This is a genomic window from Amycolatopsis sp. cmx-8-4 (assembly GCF_046548675.1).
Taxonomy (GTDB): Bacteria; Actinomycetota; Actinomycetes; order Mycobacteriales; family Pseudonocardiaceae; genus Amycolatopsis.
Genome location: NZ_JAEBDZ010000002.1, coordinates 540,991 through 561,134 on the forward strand (window position 1 = coordinate 540,991; position 20,144 = coordinate 561,134).

General features: G+C 72.6%; 19 protein-coding genes. 9 read left to right on the top strand and 10 right to left on the bottom strand.

Annotated elements, in window-relative coordinates:
* Positions 1 to 24 precede the first annotated feature (24 nt).
* On the bottom strand, positions 25 to 1,998 hold the full coding sequence (gene uvrC / locus ACLJQZ_RS05275; RefSeq protein ID WP_247049165.1) for an excinuclease ABC subunit UvrC: 1,974 nt from the start codon (positions 1,996 to 1,998) through the stop codon (positions 25 to 27).
* Between the two features lie 166 nt (positions 1,999 to 2,164).
* On the opposite strand from uvrC, the gene ACLJQZ_RS05280 reads away from it, so the two are divergent.
* The 3 genes from ACLJQZ_RS05280 (at position 2,165) to ACLJQZ_RS05290 (ending at position 4,327) form a co-directional block, all read left to right on the top strand.
* A complete protein-coding gene (locus ACLJQZ_RS05280) occupies positions 2,165 to 2,887 on the top strand; it encodes a S1 family peptidase (RefSeq protein WP_410618914.1) in 723 nt (240 codons plus the stop codon).
* A gap of 71 nt (positions 2,888 to 2,958) precedes the next feature.
* Positions 2,959 to 3,735 carry an exodeoxyribonuclease III gene (locus ACLJQZ_RS05285; protein WP_410618915.1) on the top strand — a complete coding sequence of 259 codons (777 nt, stop codon included), beginning with the start codon at positions 2,959 to 2,961 and terminating at the stop codon, positions 3,733 to 3,735.
* A 268-nt stretch (positions 3,736 to 4,003) separates the two neighbouring features.
* Entirely contained in the window at positions 4,004 to 4,327 is a 324-nt protein-coding gene (locus tag ACLJQZ_RS05290; protein WP_410618916.1) for a SecDF P1 head subdomain-containing protein, read from the top strand.
* Here ACLJQZ_RS05290 and ACLJQZ_RS05295 read toward each other — a convergent pair.
* From ACLJQZ_RS05295 to rpe, 5 genes are all read right to left on the bottom strand, one after another.
* Positions 4,324 to 4,719: a PH domain-containing protein gene (locus ACLJQZ_RS05295; protein ID WP_410619065.1), complete on the bottom strand. Its 396-nt coding sequence runs from the start codon at positions 4,717 to 4,719 to the stop codon at positions 4,324 to 4,326. The genes ACLJQZ_RS05290 and ACLJQZ_RS05295 overlap by 4 nt on opposite strands.
* Positions 4,720 to 4,778: 59 nt before the next feature.
* Positions 4,779 to 5,285, bottom strand: a complete 507-nt coding sequence (gene ribH, locus ACLJQZ_RS05300; protein WP_410618917.1) for a 6,7-dimethyl-8-ribityllumazine synthase — start codon at positions 5,283 to 5,285, stop codon at positions 4,779 to 4,781.
* Positions 5,282 to 6,616 (bottom strand): bifunctional 3,4-dihydroxy-2-butanone-4-phosphate synthase/GTP cyclohydrolase II, encoded by a 1,335-nt coding sequence (locus ACLJQZ_RS05305; protein ID WP_410618918.1) that lies wholly within the window; start codon positions 6,614 to 6,616, stop codon positions 5,282 to 5,284. Before ACLJQZ_RS05305 ends, ribH begins: the two co-directional genes overlap by 4 nt.
* Positions 6,609 to 7,250, bottom strand: coding sequence for a riboflavin synthase (locus tag ACLJQZ_RS05310; protein ID WP_410618920.1), 642 nt, complete (start codon positions 7,248 to 7,250; stop codon positions 6,609 to 6,611). The genes ACLJQZ_RS05305 and ACLJQZ_RS05310 overlap by 8 nt, the downstream gene beginning before the upstream one ends.
* 87 nt (positions 7,251 to 7,337) lie before the next feature.
* Entirely contained in the window at positions 7,338 to 8,009 is a 672-nt protein-coding gene (gene rpe, locus ACLJQZ_RS05315; RefSeq protein WP_247064151.1) for a ribulose-phosphate 3-epimerase, read from the bottom strand.
* A 121-nt stretch (positions 8,010 to 8,130) separates the two neighbouring features.
* On the opposite strand from rpe, the gene ACLJQZ_RS05320 reads away from it, so the two are divergent.
* The 5 genes from ACLJQZ_RS05320 to ACLJQZ_RS05340 all read left to right on the top strand — a co-directional run bounded on the left by ACLJQZ_RS05320 (position 8,131) and on the right by ACLJQZ_RS05340 (position 13,975).
* Positions 8,131 to 9,330, top strand: a complete 1,200-nt coding sequence (locus ACLJQZ_RS05320; protein ID WP_410618922.1) for a sensor histidine kinase — start codon at positions 8,131 to 8,133, stop codon at positions 9,328 to 9,330.
* On the top strand, positions 9,327 to 9,986 hold the full coding sequence (locus tag ACLJQZ_RS05325) for a response regulator (protein ID WP_410618923.1): 660 nt from the start codon (positions 9,327 to 9,329) through the stop codon (positions 9,984 to 9,986). Before ACLJQZ_RS05320 ends, ACLJQZ_RS05325 begins: the two co-directional genes overlap by 4 nt.
* Positions 9,987 to 10,142: 156 nt before the next feature.
* Positions 10,143 to 11,534, top strand: coding sequence for an alkaline phosphatase (gene phoA / locus ACLJQZ_RS05330; protein WP_410618924.1), 1,392 nt, complete (start codon positions 10,143 to 10,145; stop codon positions 11,532 to 11,534).
* A 173-nt stretch (positions 11,535 to 11,707) separates the two neighbouring features.
* The gene (locus ACLJQZ_RS05335; RefSeq protein WP_410618925.1) at positions 11,708 to 12,817 is read left to right on the top strand and encodes a serine hydrolase domain-containing protein; all 1,110 of its coding nucleotides are present in this window, start codon (positions 11,708 to 11,710) and stop codon (positions 12,815 to 12,817) included.
* Positions 12,818 to 12,850: 33 nt separating this feature from the next.
* Entirely contained in the window at positions 12,851 to 13,975 is a 1,125-nt protein-coding gene (locus ACLJQZ_RS05340) for a serine hydrolase domain-containing protein (protein ID WP_410618926.1), read from the top strand.
* A 93-nt stretch (positions 13,976 to 14,068) separates the two neighbouring features.
* Here the strand turns inward: ACLJQZ_RS05340 and ACLJQZ_RS05345 are convergent, their stop codons facing one another.
* The 4 genes from ACLJQZ_RS05345 to ggt all read right to left on the bottom strand — a co-directional run bounded on the left by ACLJQZ_RS05345 (position 14,069) and on the right by ggt (position 19,061).
* Complete coding sequence (locus ACLJQZ_RS05345) at positions 14,069 to 14,566, bottom strand: flavoprotein (protein ID WP_326947832.1); 498 nt, start codon at positions 14,564 to 14,566, stop codon at positions 14,069 to 14,071.
* A complete protein-coding gene (locus ACLJQZ_RS05350; RefSeq protein WP_410618927.1) occupies positions 14,563 to 15,987 on the bottom strand; it encodes an RsmB/NOP family class I SAM-dependent RNA methyltransferase in 1,425 nt (474 codons plus the stop codon). The genes ACLJQZ_RS05345 and ACLJQZ_RS05350 overlap by 4 nt, the downstream gene beginning before the upstream one ends.
* Positions 15,984 to 16,910 (bottom strand): methionyl-tRNA formyltransferase, encoded by a 927-nt coding sequence (fmt, locus tag ACLJQZ_RS05355; protein ID WP_410618928.1) that lies wholly within the window; start codon positions 16,908 to 16,910, stop codon positions 15,984 to 15,986. The genes ACLJQZ_RS05350 and fmt overlap by 4 nt, the downstream gene beginning before the upstream one ends.
* A gap of 351 nt (positions 16,911 to 17,261) precedes the next feature.
* On the bottom strand, positions 17,262 to 19,061 hold the full coding sequence (ggt, locus tag ACLJQZ_RS05360) for a gamma-glutamyltransferase (RefSeq protein ID WP_410618929.1): 1,800 nt from the start codon (positions 19,059 to 19,061) through the stop codon (positions 17,262 to 17,264).
* Positions 19,062 to 19,272: 211 nt separating this feature from the next.
* On the opposite strand from ggt, the gene ACLJQZ_RS05365 reads away from it, so the two are divergent.
* Positions 19,273 to 20,097: a GH25 family lysozyme gene (locus tag ACLJQZ_RS05365; protein WP_410618930.1), complete on the top strand. Its 825-nt coding sequence runs from the start codon at positions 19,273 to 19,275 to the stop codon at positions 20,095 to 20,097.
* The last annotated feature ends 47 nt before the right edge of the window (positions 20,098 to 20,144 follow it).

Below are 20,144 nucleotides of genomic sequence, written 5' to 3' on the forward strand. Positions count from 1 at the left end.
CTTCTTGCGCACTCACTGTCTTTCCTACTCCCCTGTCTTCGTGCCCTGGCCCACGCCGGACTCCCCGGCCAGCGCGGCGACCACGGCCTCCGCGGTGCGCCTGCCGAAGCCGGGCACCGCCTCGATCTCTTCGATCCGGGCCTGCTTGAGCTTCTTGACCGAGCCGAAGTGCTTGATCAGCGCGGTGCGGCGAGCCTGCCCCAGCCCGGGCACACTGTCCAATTCGGACGCCTGCAGCCGCTTGGAGCGCTTCTCGCGGTGGTAGGTGATGGCGAAGCGATGCGCCTCGTCACGGAGCCGCTGCAGCAGGAACAGCCCCTCCGACGTCCGCGGCAGGATCACCGGATCGGGGTCGGCGGGCAGCCACACCTCTTCGAGCCGCTTCGCCAGCCCCACCACGGAAATGTCGGTGATGCCCAGTTCGGCCAGGACGTCCGCGGCCGCCGTGGCCTGCGGGCCCGCGCCGTCGACGACCAGCAGGTTCGGCGGGTAGGCGAACTTGCGCGGCCGGCCGGTCTCCGGGTCGAGGCCCGGTTTCGACGAGTCGATCGGGACGTCGGCGCCCTCGGCCGTTTCCTTGAGGTAGCGGTTGAACCGCCGCCGGACGACCTCGGCGATCGACGCGACGTCGCCCTCTTCGGCCGCCTCGCGCAGCGCGAAGCGCCGGTACTCGGACTTGCGCGCCAGCCCGTCTTCGAAGACGACGAGCGACGCCACGACGTCACTGCCCTGGATGTGGCTGATGTCGATGCACTCGATGCGCAGCGGCGCGGTGTCGAGGGCCAGGAAGTCCTGCAGCTCGGTGAGCGCCGCGGAGCGCGCCGTGAGGTCGCCCGCGCGCCGCAGCTTGTGCTGGGTGAACGCCTCCCCCGCGTTGCGCTGCACGGTCTCGGCGAGGGCCTTCTTGTCGCCGCGCTGCGGCACCCGCACCTGCACCCGCGAGCCGCGCAGCCCGGTCAGCCACTCCGCCAGCGCGTCCGCGTCCGCGGGCAGCTCCGGGACCAGGACCTCGCGCGGGACGGCCGGCCCGGCGTCGACGTTGTCGCCGGCCTCGAGCTCGGCCTGCTCGCCGTAGAACTGCGTGATGAAGTGGTCGACCAGCGCCGGGACGTCCATCTCCTCGGCCTTGTCGATGACCCAGCCGCGCTGGCCGCGGACCCGGCCGCCGCGCACGTGGAAGACCTGGACGGCGGCCTCGAGGTCGTCGTGGGCGAACGCCACGACATCGGCGTCCGTGCCGTCGCCGAACACCACGGCCTGCTTCTCCATGGCGCGGCGCAGCGCGCCGAGGTCGTCGCGCAGCCGGGCCGCGCGCTCGAACTCGAGCTCCCCGGACGCGGCCGCCATCTCGGCTTCGAGGCGCTTGATCATGCCGTCGGTCTTGCCGGCGAGGAAGTCGCAGAAGTCCTCGACGATGTCGCGGTGCTCGTCGGCCGAGACCCGCCCGACGCACGGCGCCGAGCACTTCTCGATGTAGCCGAGCAGGCAGGGGCGGCCGATCTGGCCGTGACGGCGAAACACCCCGGCCGAGCAGGTGCGCGCCGGGAACACCCGCAGCAGCAGGTCGAGCGTCTCGCGGATGGCCCACGCGTGCGAGTACGGCCCGAAGTACCGGACGCCCTTCTTGCGCGCGCCGCGGTAGACGAACAGGCGCGGGAACTCCTCGTTGAGCGTCACCGCGAGGACCGGGTAGCTCTTGTCGTCGCGGTAGCGGACGTTGAACCGCGGGTCGAACTCCTTGATCCAGTTGTACTCGAGCTGGAGCGCCTCGACCTCGGTGGTGACGACGGTCCACTCGACGCTCGCGGCGGTGGTGACCATCTGCCGGGTGCGGGGGTGCAGGCCCGAGAGGTCGGCGAAGTAGGAGTTCAGTCTGCTGCGCAGGCTTTTCGCCTTGCCGACGTAGATGACCCGCCTGGTCGCGTCGCGGAACTTGTACACGCCAGGGGCATCCGGGATGCTCCCCGGCGAGGGACGGTAGGTGGTCGGGTCAGCCACGCCCCCAAGACTATGGCGCGGCACCGACAGTTCTCGCGGCCCCCCGCCTCGCCCGCCGGAAGTAGGGTGATCGCCGTCTTCCGACCTTCGTCGGTGTCCCCCTGCGTGACGCGGTGGTTACTTTCCGACCCAGCAGGTTCGGGTCCCATCCGAAAGGATCACCACCGTGAGCTCTCTCCGTGTCCTAGGTGCCGCTTCGGCGGCCGCCGTCGCGCTGACCCTCGCCGGTGGCGCCGCCGCTTCGGCCGGCGTCCAGCCGAACATCGTCGGCGGCGGCACCGCCCCGACGGTCTCCTGGGGCGCCCAGGTGTACGTCAACACGCCCGGACGTGACTTCCAGGGCTTCAACTGCTCCGGCACGGTCATCGCCTCGCGCTGGGTGATGACCGCGGTGCACTGCCTCGACGAAGACGGCTCGGGCATGCACGTCAAGGTCGGCACCAACACGCTCTTCGCCGGCACGCAGATCGCCGTCGACGGCGAGTACGAGTCCCCGAACGGCGACATCGCGCTGCTGCACCTGGCCTCGGCGACCAGCGCCGGCCCGATCACGCTGGGCAGCGCGGACCCGTCGACCGGCAGCACCAACCAGCTCTACGGCTGGGGCCGCACCACGCCGACCGGCCCGCCGGCGTCGGCGCTGAAGGTGGCGAACGTCCAGGTGACCGGCCGGTCGTCGGACGCCTACGGCGGCCGCGCGATCCAGAGCGTCGGCATCAACGGCTCGGCCTGGAAGGGCGACTCGGGCGGCCCCGAGGTCTCGAACGGCGTCCAGGTCGGCGTCGCCTCGACGGTGCAGAACCAGAGCGGGACCAACACACGCGGCACGAACAACTACGCGAGCGTGGCGTCCAGCCGGTCCTGGATCCGGACGACGGCCGGGGTCTGAGGTTCCTTCTCGAAAGGGGCGGCGCACTCGCGCCGCCCCTTCCTGTCGGTGCCGTGTGGGATGCTCGCGGCATGCGGATCGCCACCTGGAACGTGAACTCCATCATCCCCCGCCTGCCCCGGGTCCTGGAGTTCCTCGAACAGTCCGCGCCGGACGTGCTGTGCCTGCAGGAGCTGAAGAACACGACGGAGAAGTTCCCGGCCGCCGAGGTCGAGGCGCTCGGCTACGAGGTGGCCGCGTACGGGCTCGGTCGCTGGAACGGCGTCGGGATCGTCTCGCGGGTCGGGTTGTCCGACGTGGTGCGCGGGCTGCCGGACGAGCCTTCCTTCGAGGGCGCCGCCGAGGCGCGTGCGATCGGCGCGACGTGTGGTGGCGTGCGGGTGTGGTCGGTGTACGTGCCCAACGGGCGCGAGCCGGACAACCCGCACTACGCGTACAAGCTGGAGTGGCTGGAGACCCTGCGCTCCATGGCGGCCGCGGAGCTTTCGGCCGAGCCGTTCGCGATCCTGGGCGACTTCAACGTGGCCCCGACGGACGCGGACGTCTGGGACATCGCGGTGTTCACGGAGTCGACGCACGTGACGCCCCCGGAGCGCGAGGCCCTGGCACGGCTGCGGAAGCTGGGCCTGACGGACGTCTTCCCGAGGCCGCTGAAGTACGACCACCCGTTCACCTACTGGGACTACCGCGCGGGCAACTTCCCGAACAACAAGGGCATGCGCATCGACCTGGTGTACGGGAACACGCCCTTCACGGACGCGGTCACGGACTCGTACGTGGACCGGAACATGCGGAAGGGCAAGGGCCCGTCGGACCACGCGCCGATCGTGGTGGACCTGAGTCTCTGACGCCCGCGTAACAACCGGGGTCCGTCCTGCCGACTCGGGGCTCATGCGCTTCGCACTGGTGCTCTCGGCAGTGGCCCTGGTGATGATGTCGGCCGGATGTGATGCCGTCGTCGGCAGTCGGGCGGCGCCCGCACCAGGGACGTCGTCGTCCGCCACGGGCCCTCGCGGCCCGGCATCGCTGGAGTCCGCGAAGTCGTGGCCGACGCTTCGCGGGTCGCCAGCGGCGGAACCGGCCCGCCTCCTTCGCAGGCTGCGCGGCAAAGCACCGATGTGGCGGAGCAGACGGCGGCCGCGCGGGCGATCGACCGCACTCCAGGCCGCGCCGATCCGCTGGCCGGACACGACGACCGGACCTTGCCGCTGGTCACGTGCGGGCAGACCGACAAACGGCTTCAAGTCCGAGGGCACGAAGATCTGGGCCGACTTCACGACCAAGAACACCGACCAGCAGGTCGCGATCGTCGTGAACAGCCAGGTCATCTGGGCGCCGAACATCCAAGTCGCGATCCTCGACGGCAACACCCAGATCATCACCGGCAAGTTCACCGAACAGCGCGCCCAGGAGCTGGCCCGCCGGCTCTCCGGTCGTTAGCCGCCGGTGGCCGTGCGGTGCAGTTTTCGCAGCGCCCGGACCGCTTCCACGGCTCGGGCGCGGTCCACCGACTGGACCGCCATCACCGCGTGGTACTCGTCCTCCGGCAGCTCCAGCCGCGCCCACGACGCGCCGTCCGGAAAGCTCACCGACAGCACCTCGCTCCACGCGAAACGCCGCGTCATCAGCACGTTGCGGACTTCGATGCCCTCGGCGTCGGCCCGGACCCTGGCGATCGCGAACAGCATCACGCCCGCCGCGAGCAGGATGCCGATGCCCACCATCGCCGCTTGGTCCGAACGCTGGAAGTGCACTCCGGTGTCGCCGTTGCGCAGCAGGATCGCCACCACGATGAACACCGCCAGCAGCGCCACCGCCAGCACGCTGCACATGATCAGCGCGCGGCGCGGCCGGATGACCAGGGTCGCCGACGAAGGTGAAGTAGCCACGCTCACACGAAACCCCGCTCGGTCCACGGCTGGCGCAGGCTCCGCAGCGCGTGCGCCGTGTCGAGCGCCGCGACCGCGGCCTCGTAGCCCTTGTCCTCCTTCGAGCCGGGGCGGCCCGAACGGTCCAGGGCCTGCTCCTCGGTGTCACAGGTCAGGACGCCGTTGCCGACCGGGGTGCTCTCGTCGAGGGCCACCCGGGTCAGGCCCGCCGTCACCGCGTCGCACACGTACTCGAAGTGCGGGGTGCCACCGCGGATGACGACGCCGAGCGCGACGACCGCGTCGTGGTTGCGGGCCAGGGCCTGCGCGACGACGGGCAGCTCGATCGCGCCCGCGACGCGGACGACCGTCGGCTCTTCTTCGAGTTCGGCCTCGCGGGCCGCGACCAGGGCCCGCTCCAGCAGCAGGTCGGCGATGGGCGCGTTCCACTTGGTGGTGACGATGCCCAGCTTCAGCGACTTGCAGTCGGAGAGGTCCAGCTTGACCTCCGGTCGGCCTTCGCCGCTCACAGCGTGCCTCCCTCGGGGTGCTCGGTGCCGGCGCCGACCTGCTCGTAGTGCTCCAGCTGGGCCAGGTCGTGCCCCATCCGGTCGCGCTTGGTCCGCAGGTAGCGCAGGTTCTCCGGGTTCGGCGAGATCGGCAGCGGTACCCGCCCGGTGACGCGCAGGCCGTAGCCCTCGAGGCCGATCCGCTTGGCCGGGTTGTTCGACAGCAGCCGCATCGTGCGGACGCCGAGGTCGCAGAGGATCTGCGCGCCGGTGCCGTAGTCGCGGGCGTCGGCGGGCACACCCAGCGCGAGGTTGGCGTCGACGGTGTCGGCGCCGTCGTCCTGCAGCTGGTAGGCCTGCAGCTTGTGCAGCAGGCCGATGCCGCGGCCCTCGTGGCCGCGGATGTAGAGCACCACACCGCGCCCTTCGGCGGCGACGGCGGCGAGCGCCGCGTCGAGCTGCGGGCCGCAGTCGCAGCGCAGCGAGCCGAAGACGTCGCCGGTGAGGCACTCGGAGTGGACGCGCACGAGGATGTCCTGGCCGTCGCCGATCTCGCCGTAGACGAACGCGACGTGCTCGATGCCGTCGAGCAGCGAGTCGTAGCCAACCGCGCGGAACGTGCCCGCGGCCAGCGGGATGCGCGCCTCGGCGACCCGCTCGACCTGCTTCTCGGTGCGACGGCGGTAGGCGATCAGGTCGGCGATGGTGATGATCGCCAGGCCGTGGTCGGCCGCGAAGACCTCCAGCTCGTCGCGGCGGGCCATGTCGCCCTCGTCCTTCTGCGACACGATCTCGCAGAGGACGCCGGCCGCGTTCAGCCCGGCCATCCGGGCCAGGTCGACCGACGCCTCGGTGTGCCCGGGACGGCGGAGCACGCCGCCCTCCTTCGCGCGCAGCGGGACGACGTGGCCGGGTCGGCGGAAGTCTTTCGCGGACGACGCCGGGTCGGCGAGCAGCCGGATGGTGTGCGCGCGGTCGGCGGCGGAGATGCCGGTGCTGATGCCGTCGGCGGCGTCGACCGTGACGCTGTACGCGGTGCCGCGCGCGTCCTGGTTCGTGTGGTACATCGGCGGCAGGTCCAGCCGGTCCGCCTCGGCCTCGGTCAGCGCGACGCAGACGTAGCCGGAGGTGTAGCGGACCATGAAGGCCAGCAGCTCCGGCGTCGCCTTTTCCGCCGCGAAGATGAGGTCACCCTCGTTCTCGCGGTCTTCGTCGTCGACCACGACGACCGCACGGCCCGCCGCGACGTCCGCGATCGCCCGCTCGATGGCGTCGGCGTCGAACACCGCCCCGGTGCCGCACGGGGTCCAGCCCGCTTCGGGCTCTGCCGCACTCGACTCAGGCTCACTCATGACCGCTCCGCTCCTCTGTGCCGCCGCCGTCCCGATTCTGCACCTGGTCGCGGATGTGTGCCTCGGCCAGCTTTTCGACGTACTTCGCGACCACGTCGACCTCCAGGTTGACCAGGTCGCCGGCCTCGCGGCCGCCGAGCGTGGTCACCTCCAGGGTGGTCGGGATCAGCGCCACCGCGAACCGGTCGCCGGTGATCGCGGCGACGGTCAGCGAAATGCCGTCCACCGCGATCGAGCCCTTCTCGACCACGTAACGCGCCAGGTGCTCCGGCAGCGCGAACGTCGTGACGCCGTTCTCGTCGCGCGAGAGGAACACGCCCGTCCCGTCGACGTGGCCCTGCATGATGTGCCCGCCGAGCCGGCCGCCGGCCGGGGTGGCGCGTTCCAGGTTGACGCGGTCGCCGACCGCGACCTTCGCCAGGCTGGAGCGCTGGAGCGTCTCGTTGACGACGTCGACGGTGAACTCGCCGCCGGCGACGTCGACCACCGTCAGGCAGACGCCGCTGACCGCGATCGAGTCGCCGTGCCCGGCGTCGCTCGTCACCAGCGGCCCGCGGACCCGCAGGCGCGCCGCGTTCGTCACCTGCTCGACCGCGACGACCTCGCCGATCTCCTCGACTATGCCGGTGAACACGTCCGCTGCCTCCTCGTAGCCGGGTCCCTCTCCATCCAACACCCGAGGCGCTCTCAGGGCTTCTCCGCCCGCGCCTCGGGCGGGGATTCAGCCCGCTCGGAAGCGCGCGGCCTGCTCGCGCAGGGCGGCGACCGCCTTCCCGGGGTCGCCGGCGCCGTAGACGGCGGACCCGGCGACGAAGCAGTCGACGCCCGCTTCGGCGGCCTGCTCGATGGTCTCGGCGTTGATCCCGCCGTCGATCTCGACGACCAGCTTCAGGTGCCCGGTGTCGACCAGCCGCCGCGCGGTGCGGACCTTCTCCAGGACGTCCGCGATGAACGACTGCCCGCCGAAGCCCGGCTCGACCGACATCACCAGCAGCGTGTCGTAGTGCTTGAGCGCGTCGAGCCACGGCTCGAGCGCGGTGCCCGGCTTGATCGACAGGCCGGCCTTCGCGCCCGCGGCGCGCAGGTTCTTCGCCAGCGCGACCGGGTCCTTCGCGGCCTCGGCGTGCACCGTGACGTTGTAGGCGCCGGCCTCGGCGTACCCGATCGCCCAGCGGTCCGGGTCGTCGATCATCAGGTGGCAGTCGATCGGCACGTCCGTGCTCTTCAGCAGCGCCTTGACCACGGGCAGGCCCAGGGTCAGGTTGGGCACGAAGTGCGCGTCCATGACGTCGACGTGCACCCAGTCGGCGCGGTGGTCGCCGGGGCCGGCCACGGCGGCGATCTCCTCGCCGAGCCGGGCGAAGTCCGCGGAGAGGATGCTGGGGGCGATCAGGGGTCGGTCTGCCACATCCCGAGTGTAGGAGGCTCGCGCTAACGGTCGCTAACCGGTTGTGACCAGAATCTGGCTCCCGAGAGGGAGGTCACCCCGCCGCCGGCCGCCCTACGCTCGCCGCATGTCCGGATTCCTCCTGTCCCTGACGCGGATCGGCAGCTACCGCAGCCTGCTCCACGCCGCCGCGGGCGCCGCCATCGCGGTGCCGGTGGCCCCCTTCGCCCTCGCCGTGGCGGTGTCGGTCGACGTCGACTCCCGGCTCCGGGCGCTCATCGCCCTGCTCGCCCTGGCCGTGCTGATGGGGCTGCTGGGCCTGCTGGGACCGGTGCGGCGCCTCGGCGTCGGCCTGGCGAACACCCTGCTCGGCACCGGCGTCCCGGCGCCCGAGCGGCACCCGGGTGCCGGGGCGCGGCTACGCTCGGGCCTGTGGCTCGCGCTGCACACCGCCGCCAGCGGCATCCTGGTCACCGTGCTGGCCTTCCTGGGGCTCGGGATGCTCGTGCCCGCGGCGTGGCTGGCGGGTGGCCAGGACCGGATCTCGCTGTTCTGGTCGGACGTCCCGCTCGGGGCGTGGACGCTCCCGTTCGGGCTGGTGGCGGTCGTCGCGGCGCTGGTGCTGACCGCGGCCGCCACCCTCGGCCTCCGCGTCGGCGCGGTCGCGCTGCTGGGGCCGTCCGCGGCCGAGCGCGCGGCGCTCGCCGAACGCCGCGCCGCCATGCTCGCCCAGCGCAACCGGCTGGCCCGCGAGCTGCACGACTCGATCGGGCACACGCTGACGACGTCGACGCTGCACGCGGCGGCCGCCGCCGACCTGGTCGAGGCGGACCCGGCCCAGGTGCGGCGCGCCCTCGGCACGATCGAAGAGGCTTCGCGCAGCGCCCTCGAAGACCTCGACCACGTCCTCGGCCTGCTACGCGAGGAGCCGGCCGCGAAGGAGCCGACGCGCACGTTGACCGAGGTGGACGTCCTCGCCGTCCGCGCCCGCGACGCCGGGCTCGACGTCCGGCTGACCGTTCGCGGCCCGGTCGCCGCGCTGCCCGCCACGGTGTCGCGCGAGGGCTACCGGATCGTCCAGGAGGGCCTGACCAACGCGCTGCGGCACGCCGGCCCGGGCCGGGTGGACGTCCGTGTCGAAGCCGGGCCGGACCGCTTGGAGATCGCGGTCGTCAACCCCCTGGACGGGGAACGCGCACGCTCGGGACGTCACGGGCTGGAGGGGCTCGCGGAGCGCGTCGAGGCCCTGCGCGGCGAGCTGGCCGCCGGACCGGACGGCGAACGGTGGCGGCTGAGCGCGACCATCCCGCTGCGGGCGGGCACGTGAGCCCGACCGTCCTGCTGGCCGACGACGAACCCCTGGTCCGCGCCGGCCTGCGGGCCCTGCTGGAGCAGCAGGGCCTGACGGTCGTCGGCGAGGCGGCGGACGGCGCCGAGGTGCTGCCCGCGGTGCGCCGGACCAGGCCGGACGTCGTGCTGATGGACGTCCGGATGCCCGGCACCGACGGCATCGAGGCCACCCGGCAGCTCCTCGGGGCGCTCGCCGACCCGCCGAAAGTCCTCGTCGTCACGACGTTCGACAACGACGACTACGTGCACGAGGCGCTGCTGGCCGGGGCCAGCGGGTTCCTGCTGAAGCGGGCGCGCAAGGAGGAGATCGCGCACGCCGTGCGGACCGTCGCCGCCGGGGAGTCGCTGCTGTTCCCCGAGGCGATCCGGCGGCTGGTGAGCGCGCGGCCGCCGGGCGGGGCGCACGCGCGGGCGGCGAAGAAGCTGACCCGGCGTGAGGCCGAGGTGCTGCGGCTGATCGCCACCGGACTGTCCAACCAGGACATCGCCGCCGCGCTCGTGATCAGCCTCGAGACCGTCAAGACTCACGTGGGCAACATCTTCGGGAAGCTCGGCGCGGGCAACCGCAGCCAGGCCGTGGTCATCGCCTACGAAGCGGGCGTCGTCCGGCCGGGACACCTCGCCGGTCAATAACCGACGTGCTCCCGGTCACCCACGGGAAGCCAGGTGTTCGGCCAGCCGCCACCTGACGCTCACCTCGCGTCCGCGCACGGCACACGTGCAACCGGACTAATAACCCGTGTCCGGAATCCGGACCTTTACTTCCCGAAGTCCCCGAAGAGGAGAAACATGGCTTCGCTGCTCACCGGCCGCCGCCGGTGGCTGGTCGCGGGCGCGCTCGGCGCCGCACTGGTCGCCGCCGCCCCGGTCGCCCTGGCCGCCACCGGCTCCGGCCCCGCCGACGCGCGCTCGGCCGGCACCGGTGACCGCACCAACGACGTCCGCTCCGCGATCCAGGGCGGCAGCGCCCGCAACGTCATCCTGTTCATCGGTGACGGCATGGGCCAGTCGGAGATCACCGCCGCCCGCAACTACGAGCGCGGCGCCGCGGGCCGGCTCGCGATGGACGAGCTGCCCCTGACCGGCGACTACACGACCTACGCCGTCGAGCAGAACAACCCCGGTAAGCCGAACTACGTGACCGACTCGGCCGCGTCCGGCACCGGCTGGGCCACCGGCACCAAGTCCTACAACGGCGCGATCTCGGTCGACGCGTACGGCAACGACGTGCCGACGATCCTCGAGATCGCCAAGCGCAACGGCCTGCGCACGGGCGACGTCACGACCGCCGAGGTCCAGGACGCCACCCCGGCCGTGCTCGGCTCGCACGTCGTCAGCCGCGACTGCAAGGGCCCGGTCGAGACGACCGCGAAGTGCGCGAAGAACGCCAAGGAGAACGGCGGCCTCGGCTCGATCTCAGAGCAGCTGGTGCAGACCCGCCCCGACGTCCTGCTGGGCGGCGGTGCGACGTACTTCGACCAGAAGGTCACGGCCGGGAAGTTCAAGGGCAAGACGGTGCTGGAGCAGGCCAAGGCGGCCGGCTACAACGTCGTCAACACCGCGGCCGACCTGGCGGCGGCGAAGAAGGGCAAGCCGGTCCTCGGCCTGTTCGCCAAGAACAACCTGCCGGTGAACTGGACCGGCCCGGCGGCCGTGCACGGCGGCACCGCACCGGCCCGCTGCACCCCGAACGCGGCCCTGCCCAAGGCCCAGCCGAAGCTGGCCGAGCAGACCCGCAAGGCGATCGAGCTGCTCGAGGACCGTCGCAGCGACAAGGGCTTCTTCCTGCAGGTCGAGGGCGCGAGCATCGACAAGCAGGACCACGCGGCCGACCCGTGCGGCCAGATCGGCGAGACGGTCGACTTCGACGCGGCGATCGCGGCGGGCACGGCGTACGCCCGCAGCCACCCCGACACCCTGGTGCTGGTGACCGCCGACCACGGCCACAGCAGCCAGATCGTCGAGCCGACGGCCACCCCGGGCCTGACCGCGACGCTCGTCACCAACGAGGGCGCGAACATGACCCTGGCCTACGGCACCGCGGAGACGGGCGGCTCGCAGTCGCACACCGGCACCCAGGTGCGCATCGCGGGCCTCGGCCCGCAGGCGGCCAACATCGTCGGCCTGACCAACCAGACCGACCTGTTCGGCACGCTGAAGCGGGCCCTGCGCCTGCGCTGACCCGCGTAAAGCCGGAATGGCCCCTTGAGGGACTTGAAGTCCCTCAAGGGGCCATTCACGGCTTTCGGCTCCGGAGGTGGGGCTGGCCCCCGCAGCGATGCGGCGGTCTGCCCCACTGCCCCCTGGTGCTCGGTTCCCTAGGTTGGGGAGACCGAGAAACAGGGGGTTCTTTCATGCGGAAATCCTTGCGCGGCAAGCGAATCGTCGCGTGCGGCACGCTCGTCGCGCTCCTCGCGGCGACCACCGCGGCGCCGGCGCTCGCCGTGACGAGCCCGCTCCAGGGCGCACTCGACACCCTGACCGCCCAGGACGGCGTCCCGGGCGCCGAAGCCGTCGTCCAGGACGGCTCCCGGACGCGGGTCACGCGCAGCGGCACCGGGGACGTCGCCACCGGGAAACCGTTCCCGCGCAACGGTCCCTTCCACGTGGGCAGCGTCACGAAGTCGTTCGTCGCGACCGTCGTGCTCCAGCTCGCCGGCGAGGGCCGGGTGAAGCTGGACGCGCCGGTCGAGCGGTACCTGCCGGGCCTGCTGCCGGACCGGCGGATCACCGTGCGGCAGCTGCTGCAGCACACCACCGGGCTGTACAACTACACCGACGACCTGGACCTGTCCGATCCGGAGGCACTGCGCCACCGCGGCGCGGACCCGGCCGGGCTGGTGGCGATGGCGGTGAAGCACCCCGCGTTGTTCCCGCCCGGCACGAGCTGGTCGTACTCGAACACCAACTACATCGTCGCGGGGATGCTCGCCGAACGCGTGACCGGGCATGCGCTGGGCGATGAGATCGCCCACCGGATCACCCGCCCGCTGGGCCTGCGCGACACGTACCTCCCACGCCGCGGTGACGAGAAGCTGCCCGCGCCGCACGCCGTCGGTTACGTGCCGATCGACGGAAACCTGGTCGACTTCAGCGACTACGACGCCACGATCGCGGGGGCGGCGGGCGGGCTCGTGTCCACCCCGGCCGACCTCGACCGGTTCTACGGCGCCCTCCTCGGCGGGAAGCTGCTGCGTCCCGCCGAGCTGGCCGAGATGCGGCGCACGGTCCCGGCCGACCTCGGCGTCCCGGGCGCCCGCTACGGCCTGGGGCTGGGCAGCATCCCGCTGTCGTGCGGGGAGTTCTGGGGCCACGAAGGCGGGGTCCTCGGCTTCACGAACCTCGCCGGCGTCGGCCCGGGCGGCCGGCGCGCGACGGTCGTCCTCAACCAGAACCCGGCACCGGAAGCCGCGGAGGCGCACCTGCTCGCGGCGACGGACGCGGCGCTCTGCTCAGGCCGGTAGGTCCAGGAACACCGAGACCCCAGGGGTTTTTTCATGCGGAAGTCCTTACGCGGCAGGCAGATCGTCGCCTGCGGCACGCTCGTCGCGCTCCTCGCGGCGACCACCGCGGCGCCGGCGCTCGCCGGCACCACGAATCCGCTGCAGCGGGCGCTCGACCGCGTCACCGCCCAGGGTGGCGCGCCCGGCGCCGAAGCCGTCGTCACCGACCACGGGCGCGTCACCGAGACGCGCAGCGGGACCGGCGACCTGACCACGGGGAAGCCCTACCCACGGGACGCGAAGTTCCGCGTCGGCAGCGTCACGAAGACGTTCGTCGCGACGGTGGTGCTGCAGCTCGTCGCCGACGGGAAAGTACGGCTCGACGAGCCGATCGAGCGCTACCTGCCCGGCCTCGTCGCCGGCAACGGGAACGACGGCCGGCAGATCACCGTGCGGAACCTGTTGCAGCACACCAGCGGGCTCTACAACTACACCGACGACGTGCTGACGGCGGACCCCGAGTCCCTGCGCCACCGCGGTGCCGAGCCCGGCGAACTGGTCGCGATCGCGCTGCAGCACCCGCCGCTGTTCGCACCCGGCCGCGGCTGGTCCTATTCGAACACCGACTACATCGTCGCCGGGATGCTCGTCGAAAAGGTGACCGGACACAGCCTCGCCACTGAGATCGACCGCCGGATCGCCCGGCCGCTCGGCTTGCGCGACACGTCGCTGCCCGGCCGCGGCGACGAACACCTGCCGGCGCCGCACCCGCGCGGGTACCTGACGCTCGGCGGTCCCCCGACCGACTTCACCGACTTCGACCCGTCGATCGCCGGCGCCGCGGGCGGGCTCGTGTCGACCGGCCGGGACCTGGACACGTTCTTCAGCGCGTTGCTGGCCGGCCGGTTGCTGCCCGCCGCGCAGCTCGCGCAGATGCGGCGCACGGTCCCGGCACCGAGCGAGCCCGGCGCCGACTACGGCCTCGGCCTGATCCGCCGCACGCTGCCGGACGGCACGCCGTACTGGGGCCACGATGGGGGCATCTTCGGCTTCGCCACCTTGGCCGGCGCCCTCGACGGCGGCCGGGCCGCCGCCGTGTCGGTCAACGAGCTCCCCGTCCCCGACGGCGTGCAGCAGAACACGGAAGCGGCGTTCGAGGTCGCGCTGGCCCGGAGGTAGCCGGAACTGTCGGTGCCACCCGGTAGCGTGGAAATCGGGGGCGGCGCCCCACAAGCTGTTCAAGGAAACAGGCTGTTCAGGGAAACAGGCTGCTCAGGGCAGCAGGTCCAGTGCCTCGGTCCACGGCCGCCCGACGTCCAGGCGGTGCAGCGTCACCCCGGCCTCCGCGAGAGTGCCGAGGTGACGCTGCCAAGCCGGGTGGTGCACCCGGGTGTCCTGGATCTGGTAGGCCACCACGATCGTGATCCCGGGCGCGCCGAGGACGTCACCGAGCACGGTCAGCGCCTGGTTGTCCGCGATCCCGAGCGCCAGCTTCGCCACCGAGTTGGCCGACGCGGGCGCGAACAGGAACACCGACGGGTCCGGGTGCGGCCGGGGCTCCCCCGGCAGCCGGGACGCGCTGCGCACCGGCAGGTCCGTCGCCGACTCGACGTCCGCCAGGGCGCCGGTCGACTCGAGCCAGCGCATCGCCGTCGGCGTCAGGGTGATCGCCGTCCGCCAGCCGCGGGCGGCGGCGGGCCGGGCCAGCTCGGCGGCGAACCGGACGTCCAGCCCGCCGCACGAGCCGGCGACCAGCCCGAGATCCCTCACGGTTTGCGCAACACGGCGCAGAACATCGCGTCGGTGCCGTGGCGGTGCGGCCACAGCTGCACGTACGGCCCGTCACCGAGCTCCGGCACGCCGGGGAAGAACTCCCGCGAATCCAGCACTTCGGCCTTCAGCCGCCGCGCCGTCTCGCCCACCACGCCTTCGGTCTCGGCCAGGTGCGGCGAGCAGACGACGTAGGTGAGCGCGCCGCCGGGCCGCAGCAGGGCGTAGGCCGCGGTGATCAGCTCGCCCTGCAGCTTCGTCAGATCCGCGACGTCGGAGGGCTGACGCCGCCAGCGTGCTTCCGGCCGCCGCCGCAGCGCGCCGAGGCCGCTGCAGGGCGCGTCGACGAGGATCCGGTCGTAGCCCGGCTCCAAGCCGCTTTCGCGGCCGTCGGCGACGTGCACCTTCACCGGCAGGCCGATCGTGGCCTTCTCGACCAGCTTCGCGCGGTGCGGCGCCTTCTCGACGGCGTCCACCCTCGCGCCGCTCAACGCCGCGAGGGAGCCGAGCATGACCGCCTTGCCGCCGGGGCCGGCGCAGAGGTCGAGCCAGCGCTCGTCCGAGCCCTCGACCGGCACCTTCGTCGCGGCGATCGCGCAGAGCTGGCTGCCCTCGTCCTGCACCGCGGCGAGCCGTTCGCGGATCGGCTCGGCGTCGGCCGGGTCGCCGGCGCCCGCGGGCAGGCGCACGCCGTAGGGCGAGTAGGGCGCCGGGTCGCCGCCGGTGATCGCGGCCAGCTCGTCGGCGGTGATCTCGCCCGGGCGGGCGACCAGGTGCACTTCGGGCCGCGCGTCGTCGGCTTCGAGCGCGGCCTTGAGGCCGGCACCCTTGTCCCCCAGCGCCTCGGCGAACGAGCGGGCGATCCAGCGCGGGTGCGCGGTGCGCAGCGCGTACGCGCCGATCGGGTCGGTCGAGTCGTCCGGCGCCAGCTCGTCGAGCCAGGCGGCTTCGTCCTTTTCGGACACCTTGCGCATGATGGCGTTCGCGAACCCCGTGGCCCACGAACCGGCTTCGGCGCGCACGAGGTCCACAGTGGACGTCACCGCGGCGTGCTCCGGGATGCGCGTGCGCAGCAGCTGGTAGACGCCGAGGCGCAGCGCGTCCAGCACCGTGGGGTCGGTCTTGGCCAGCGGCCGCTCGGCGTTGGCCTCGATGACGGCGTCGAGCAGGCCCTGCGCGCGCGACGTACCGTACGCCAGCTCGGTGGCCAGCGCCGCGTCCCGGCCGCTGATCCGCCGCTCGCGCAGCAGGTCCGGCAGGACGAGGTTGGCGTAGGCGTCCTTCTCGCGCACGGCGCGCAGGACGTCGAACGCGGCCTGGCGGGCGGCGTCCACCTCCGGCGGGCGGCGCGGGCTTTCCTTGCGCGGGGCCGGGTGGCTCCGCTGCGGCCGTGACGGCCGGCGTTCCCTGCTGTCGTTCATCGGAGGCGTTCTCCCTGCTCGATCCGTGTTCCGCGAGCCCAGTCGGTGGCCGCCATCCGTTTCTTGCCGGGTGCCTGCACTTCGCCGAGCCGCAACGGCTTCGTCGCCGTCCCGACCAGCACCCGCTTGCGCTCCAGCACGAGCTCGCCCGGCGGCGGGCCGGGTTCGTCGAGCACCGTGACCGGGCCGAGCTTCAGCCGTTCCCCGCGGAACTCCGCCCACGCGCCCGGGTCCGGGGTGACCGACCGGATCTGCCGGTCGACCGCCGCGGCCGGGTCGGCGAACGACACGCGGGCGTCGTCGACCGTCACCTTCGGCGCGTAGCTGAGGCCCTCGGCGGGCTGCTCCCGCGCGCGCAGGGTGCCGTCGGCGAGACCGTCCATGGTGGACAGCAGCAGCTTGGCCCCGGACTCCGACAGCCGGCCGAGCAGCTCGCCCGAGGTGTCGGTCGCGGCGATGGTCTCGGTGACCACGCCGAAGACCGGGCCCGCGTCCAGCTCCTTGACGATCCGGAAGGTCGAGGCGCCGGTGATCTCGTCACCGGCGCGGATCGCGGCCTGCACCGGCGCGGCCCCGCGCCAGGCGGGCAGCAGCGAAAAGTGCAGGTTCACCCAGCCGAGCGACGGGATGTCGAGCGCGGACTGCGGCAGCAGCGCCCCGTAGGCGACGACCGGGCAGGCGTCCGGCGCGAGCTCGGACAGGCGCGCGAGGAAGGCCGGGTCGCCGGCGCGGGCGGGCGTCAGCACCTCGATGCCGTGCTCGTCGGCGAGGGCGCCGACGGGCGAGCGGACGACGTGGCGGCCGCGCCCGGCCTGGGCATCGGGCCGGGTCACGACGGCGACGACCTCGTGCCGGCCGGAGTCGAGCAGAGCGCGCAGGGCGGGGACCGCCGGTTCGGGAGTGCCGGCGAAGACGAGCTTCATCGGCCCACCACCGGCGGGAGCAGGGAGGATTCACGTGGCTGGAACATCGGGCCTGAGTCTAGAAGGCCCCGTTCGGCCGGGCGCGCCAGTGCCCACCTTGGGCCGAAGTTGTGCACAGCCCGGCCGTGATGTGGACAACCGTCCCCGGTCGCGGTCGTTCCCGGCTTCCCGTCGGCCACCCCCGGTAAACTGGGAGCGGGGCCGGACCCCCGGTGAGGGCGGGGGCTGCTTTGGGGCCGGGGCTGAGTCGCGGCGGGGCCGGACTTCGTCACCGGTCGGACCGCGTCGGGACCGACCCGGCTCGCGAGCCGGCCCGCGTCGAGGCTGGGCCGCGCCGCGAGCCGGACCGCGTCACCAGTGCGTGGGCCACACCACCTGGGCCGAGCCGATGCCGCGGCGGACCGGTTCCGCCGCCGCCAGCCAGCGGCCGTCGCGCAGCCTTTCGACCCCGGTGGCCGCGCCGATCTCCGCGGGCGCCGTCGAGAAGCCCTGGCCGCGGGCCTTGAGCGCCGCCGTCTCGGGCAGGTTCAGGAACTCCCGCTCGACCTGGGCCTGCGCCGAGTTGCGCTGCGACGCGCGCGGCGCGGCGATGGCGTCCTCCAGAGAGAGGCCACGGTCGATCCGGCCGGTCAGCACCTGCAGCACCGTCGTGATGATCGACGCCCCACCCGGCGAACCCGTCGCGAAGAACGGGCGGCCGTCCTTGAGCACGATCGTCGGCGCCATCGACGAGCGCGGCCGCTTGCCGGGGCCGGGCAGGTTCGGGTCGGGCACGCCCGGCGTCACCGGGGTGAACGAGAAGTCGGTCAGCTCGTTGTTGAGCAGGAACCCGCGGCCCGGCACGACGATCCCGCTGCCGCCCTCCTGCTCGATCGTCAGCGTGTAGGCGACGACGTTGCCCCACTTGTCGGCGACCGTGAGGTGGGTGGTGTTCTCCCCCTCGTACGGCGTCGGCGCGGCCGTCGTGCCCGCGGCGCACGGCGCCGGGTGCCTCGGGTCGGCCGGGGCGACCGGGCTGGTCGCGGCCTTGTCCTTCGAGATCAGGCAGGCCCGCGAGTCGGCGAAGCGCTGGCTCAGCAGCTCCCTGGCCGGGACGTCGATCACGGCCGGGTCGCCGATCCAGCGGTTGCGGTCGGCGAAGGCGAACCGCGTCGACTCGAGGAAGTACTGCAGGTAGTCGGCCTTGCTCGCGTGCTTGAGGTCGTAGTTCTCGAGGATGTTGAGCGCCTCGCCGACGGTGAGCCCGCCCGAGGACGGCGCCGGCATGCCGTAGACGTCCAGGCCGCGGTACTCGGCGTGGGTCGGCGTGCGCTCGATCGCCCGGTAGTCGGCGATGTCCTTCACGGTCAGCTTGCCGGGCCGCACGTTCAGCGTCGAGGCGGGATCCTTCGGCGGATTCTGCACGGTCTTCGCGATGTCCGCGCCGATCGGGCCCCGGTACAGCGCGTCGACGCCGCCGCGCTCCAGCTGCGCGTACGTCGCGGCGAGATCCGGGTTCTTGAAGACGGTGCCGGGCGCGGGCGGCGCGCCGTTCGGCAGGTACAGCGATCGCGTCGACGGGAACGCGGCGAACCGCGCGGCGTTGTTCGCGATCTGCGTCTGGAACGTGGGGTCGACGACGAATCCCTTGCGCGCCAGGTTCTCCGCGGGCTTCAGGGTCTTCGCCAGTGAGCGCGTCCCCCACTTGCGGAGGGCCTCGGACCACGTCGCGGGCGTGCCGGGGACGCCGACGCTCAGCCCGCTCGTGACGGCGTCGTTGAACGGCAGCGGCTGGCCGTTTTCGACGAAAAGGTTCGCGTCGGCCGACTTCGGCGCGGTCTCGCGACCGTCCAAGGTGTGGACGCGGCCGGTCTTGGCGTCGTAGTAGACGAAGAACCCGCCCCCGCCGACCCCGGCGGAGAACGGGTCGGTGACCCCGAGCGCGGCGGCGACGGCGACGGCCGCGTCGACGGCGTTCCCGCCGTCGCGCAGGACCTGGGTGCCGATCGCGGTGGCGTCGGCGTCGATGCTGGCCACGGCGCCGCCGAAGCCGGTGGCGACCGGCGTCTTCGGGGTGGGCGTGGCGGCGGTGGCGGGTCCGGTCGCGACGGTCGTGAGGAGCGCGGCCGTGGCGGCGATGACGAGGGTTCGGCGACTCCGGAGCGCGGGCATGCGGGGGAGTCTGCCCCCTGCGCCAGGCCGCTTCAAGCGCCAAAGGGACCCCGGAATCCCTTTCGTCCGGTCCGTTGCCGATTCACGGGCTCGGCCACAGCGGGAAATTGAATCACATGGAGCAGTGACATCGCCCACGTAGATGTAACAGACTCATGCCGCGCGGCCCTGCACAGCCGCGCACAGCGAGGGCAACCCGAAAGGAACGACGATGACAGCACAACGACGGGGGTGGCGACGCCTGTTCGGCGCCGCGCTCGCGGTCTCGGCCTCCCTGCTGGTCGTGACCGCCACCGGCGCGAACGCGGCGCCGGGGCTCCCGGACCAGGACGCCACCGGCAACCACGAGATGGGCGCGGCGATCCGCGCCCACGACGGCGTCGGCGTCGCACCGGCCGGCTTGGCCCCGGCGTCGGTGGACGCGAGCGTCCCCGGCATCGACGTCAGCTCCTACCAGGGCAACGTCAACTGGGCGTCGTACTGGAGCGCGGGCAAGAAGTTCGCCTACGTCAAGGCGACCGAGGGCACCGGCTACGTCAACGCCTACTTCAGCCAGCAGTACACCGGTTCCTACAACGTCGGCATGATCCACGGCGCCTACCACTACGGCCGCCCGGACCTCGCGGGCGGCGCGGCCCAGGCCGACTACTTCGTCGCCCACGGCGGCGGCTGGTCGAAGGACGGCAGGACGCTGCCGGGCACGCTCGACATCGAGTGGGGCCCGAACAACGCGTGCTACGGCAAGACCGCGGCGCAGATGGTCGCGTGGATCAAGGCGTTCAGCGACGAGTACCACAAGAAGACCACCCGCTGGCCGGTGATCTACACGGCGACGAGCTGGTGGAGCCAGTGCACCGGCAACACGGGCGACTTCAGCTCGACGAACCCGCTGTGGGTGGCTCGGTATGCGTCAACGGTGGGGACGCTGCCGTACAAGTGGGGCTTCTACACGTTCTGGCAGTACAGCTCTACGCCGCTCGACCAGGACCAGTTCAGCGCGGACATCTCGCGCTTGAAGGTCCTGGCGACCGGCTGACACCCAGGGTCGGGAGCACGCCACGCGCCGGGTGTGCTCCCGACTCG

Coding starts and splice junctions, on each gene's coding strand:
- ACLJQZ_RS05350 (WP_410618927.1), bottom strand. CDS start 15,987: ATGAACGACAGCAGGGAACGCCGGCCGTCACGGCCGCAGCGGAGCCAC.
- ACLJQZ_RS05285 (WP_410618915.1), top strand. CDS start 2,959: ATGCGGATCGCCACCTGGAACGTGAACTCCATCATCCCCCGCCTGCCC.
- ACLJQZ_RS05295 (WP_410619065.1), bottom strand. CDS start 4,719: ATGTGCAGCGTGCTGGCGGTGGCGCTGCTGGCGGTGTTCATCGTGGTG.
- ACLJQZ_RS05290 (WP_410618916.1), top strand. CDS start 4,004: ATGTGGCGGAGCAGACGGCGGCCGCGCGGGCGATCGACCGCACTCCAG.
- fmt (WP_410618928.1), bottom strand. CDS start 16,910: ATGAAGCTCGTCTTCGCCGGCACTCCCGAACCGGCGGTCCCCGCCCTG.
- ACLJQZ_RS05335 (WP_410618925.1), top strand. CDS start 11,708: ATGCGGAAATCCTTGCGCGGCAAGCGAATCGTCGCGTGCGGCACGCTC.
- ACLJQZ_RS05340 (WP_410618926.1), top strand. CDS start 12,851: ATGCGGAAGTCCTTACGCGGCAGGCAGATCGTCGCCTGCGGCACGCTC.
- ggt (WP_410618929.1), bottom strand. CDS start 19,061: ATGCCCGCGCTCCGGAGTCGCCGAACCCTCGTCATCGCCGCCACGGCC.
- phoA (WP_410618924.1), top strand. CDS start 10,143: ATGGCTTCGCTGCTCACCGGCCGCCGCCGGTGGCTGGTCGCGGGCGCG.
- ACLJQZ_RS05320 (WP_410618922.1), top strand. CDS start 8,131: ATGTCCGGATTCCTCCTGTCCCTGACGCGGATCGGCAGCTACCGCAGC.
- ACLJQZ_RS05365 (WP_410618930.1), top strand. CDS start 19,273: ATGACAGCACAACGACGGGGGTGGCGACGCCTGTTCGGCGCCGCGCTC.
- ACLJQZ_RS05305 (WP_410618918.1), bottom strand. CDS start 6,616: ATGAGTGAGCCTGAGTCGAGTGCGGCAGAGCCCGAAGCGGGCTGGACC.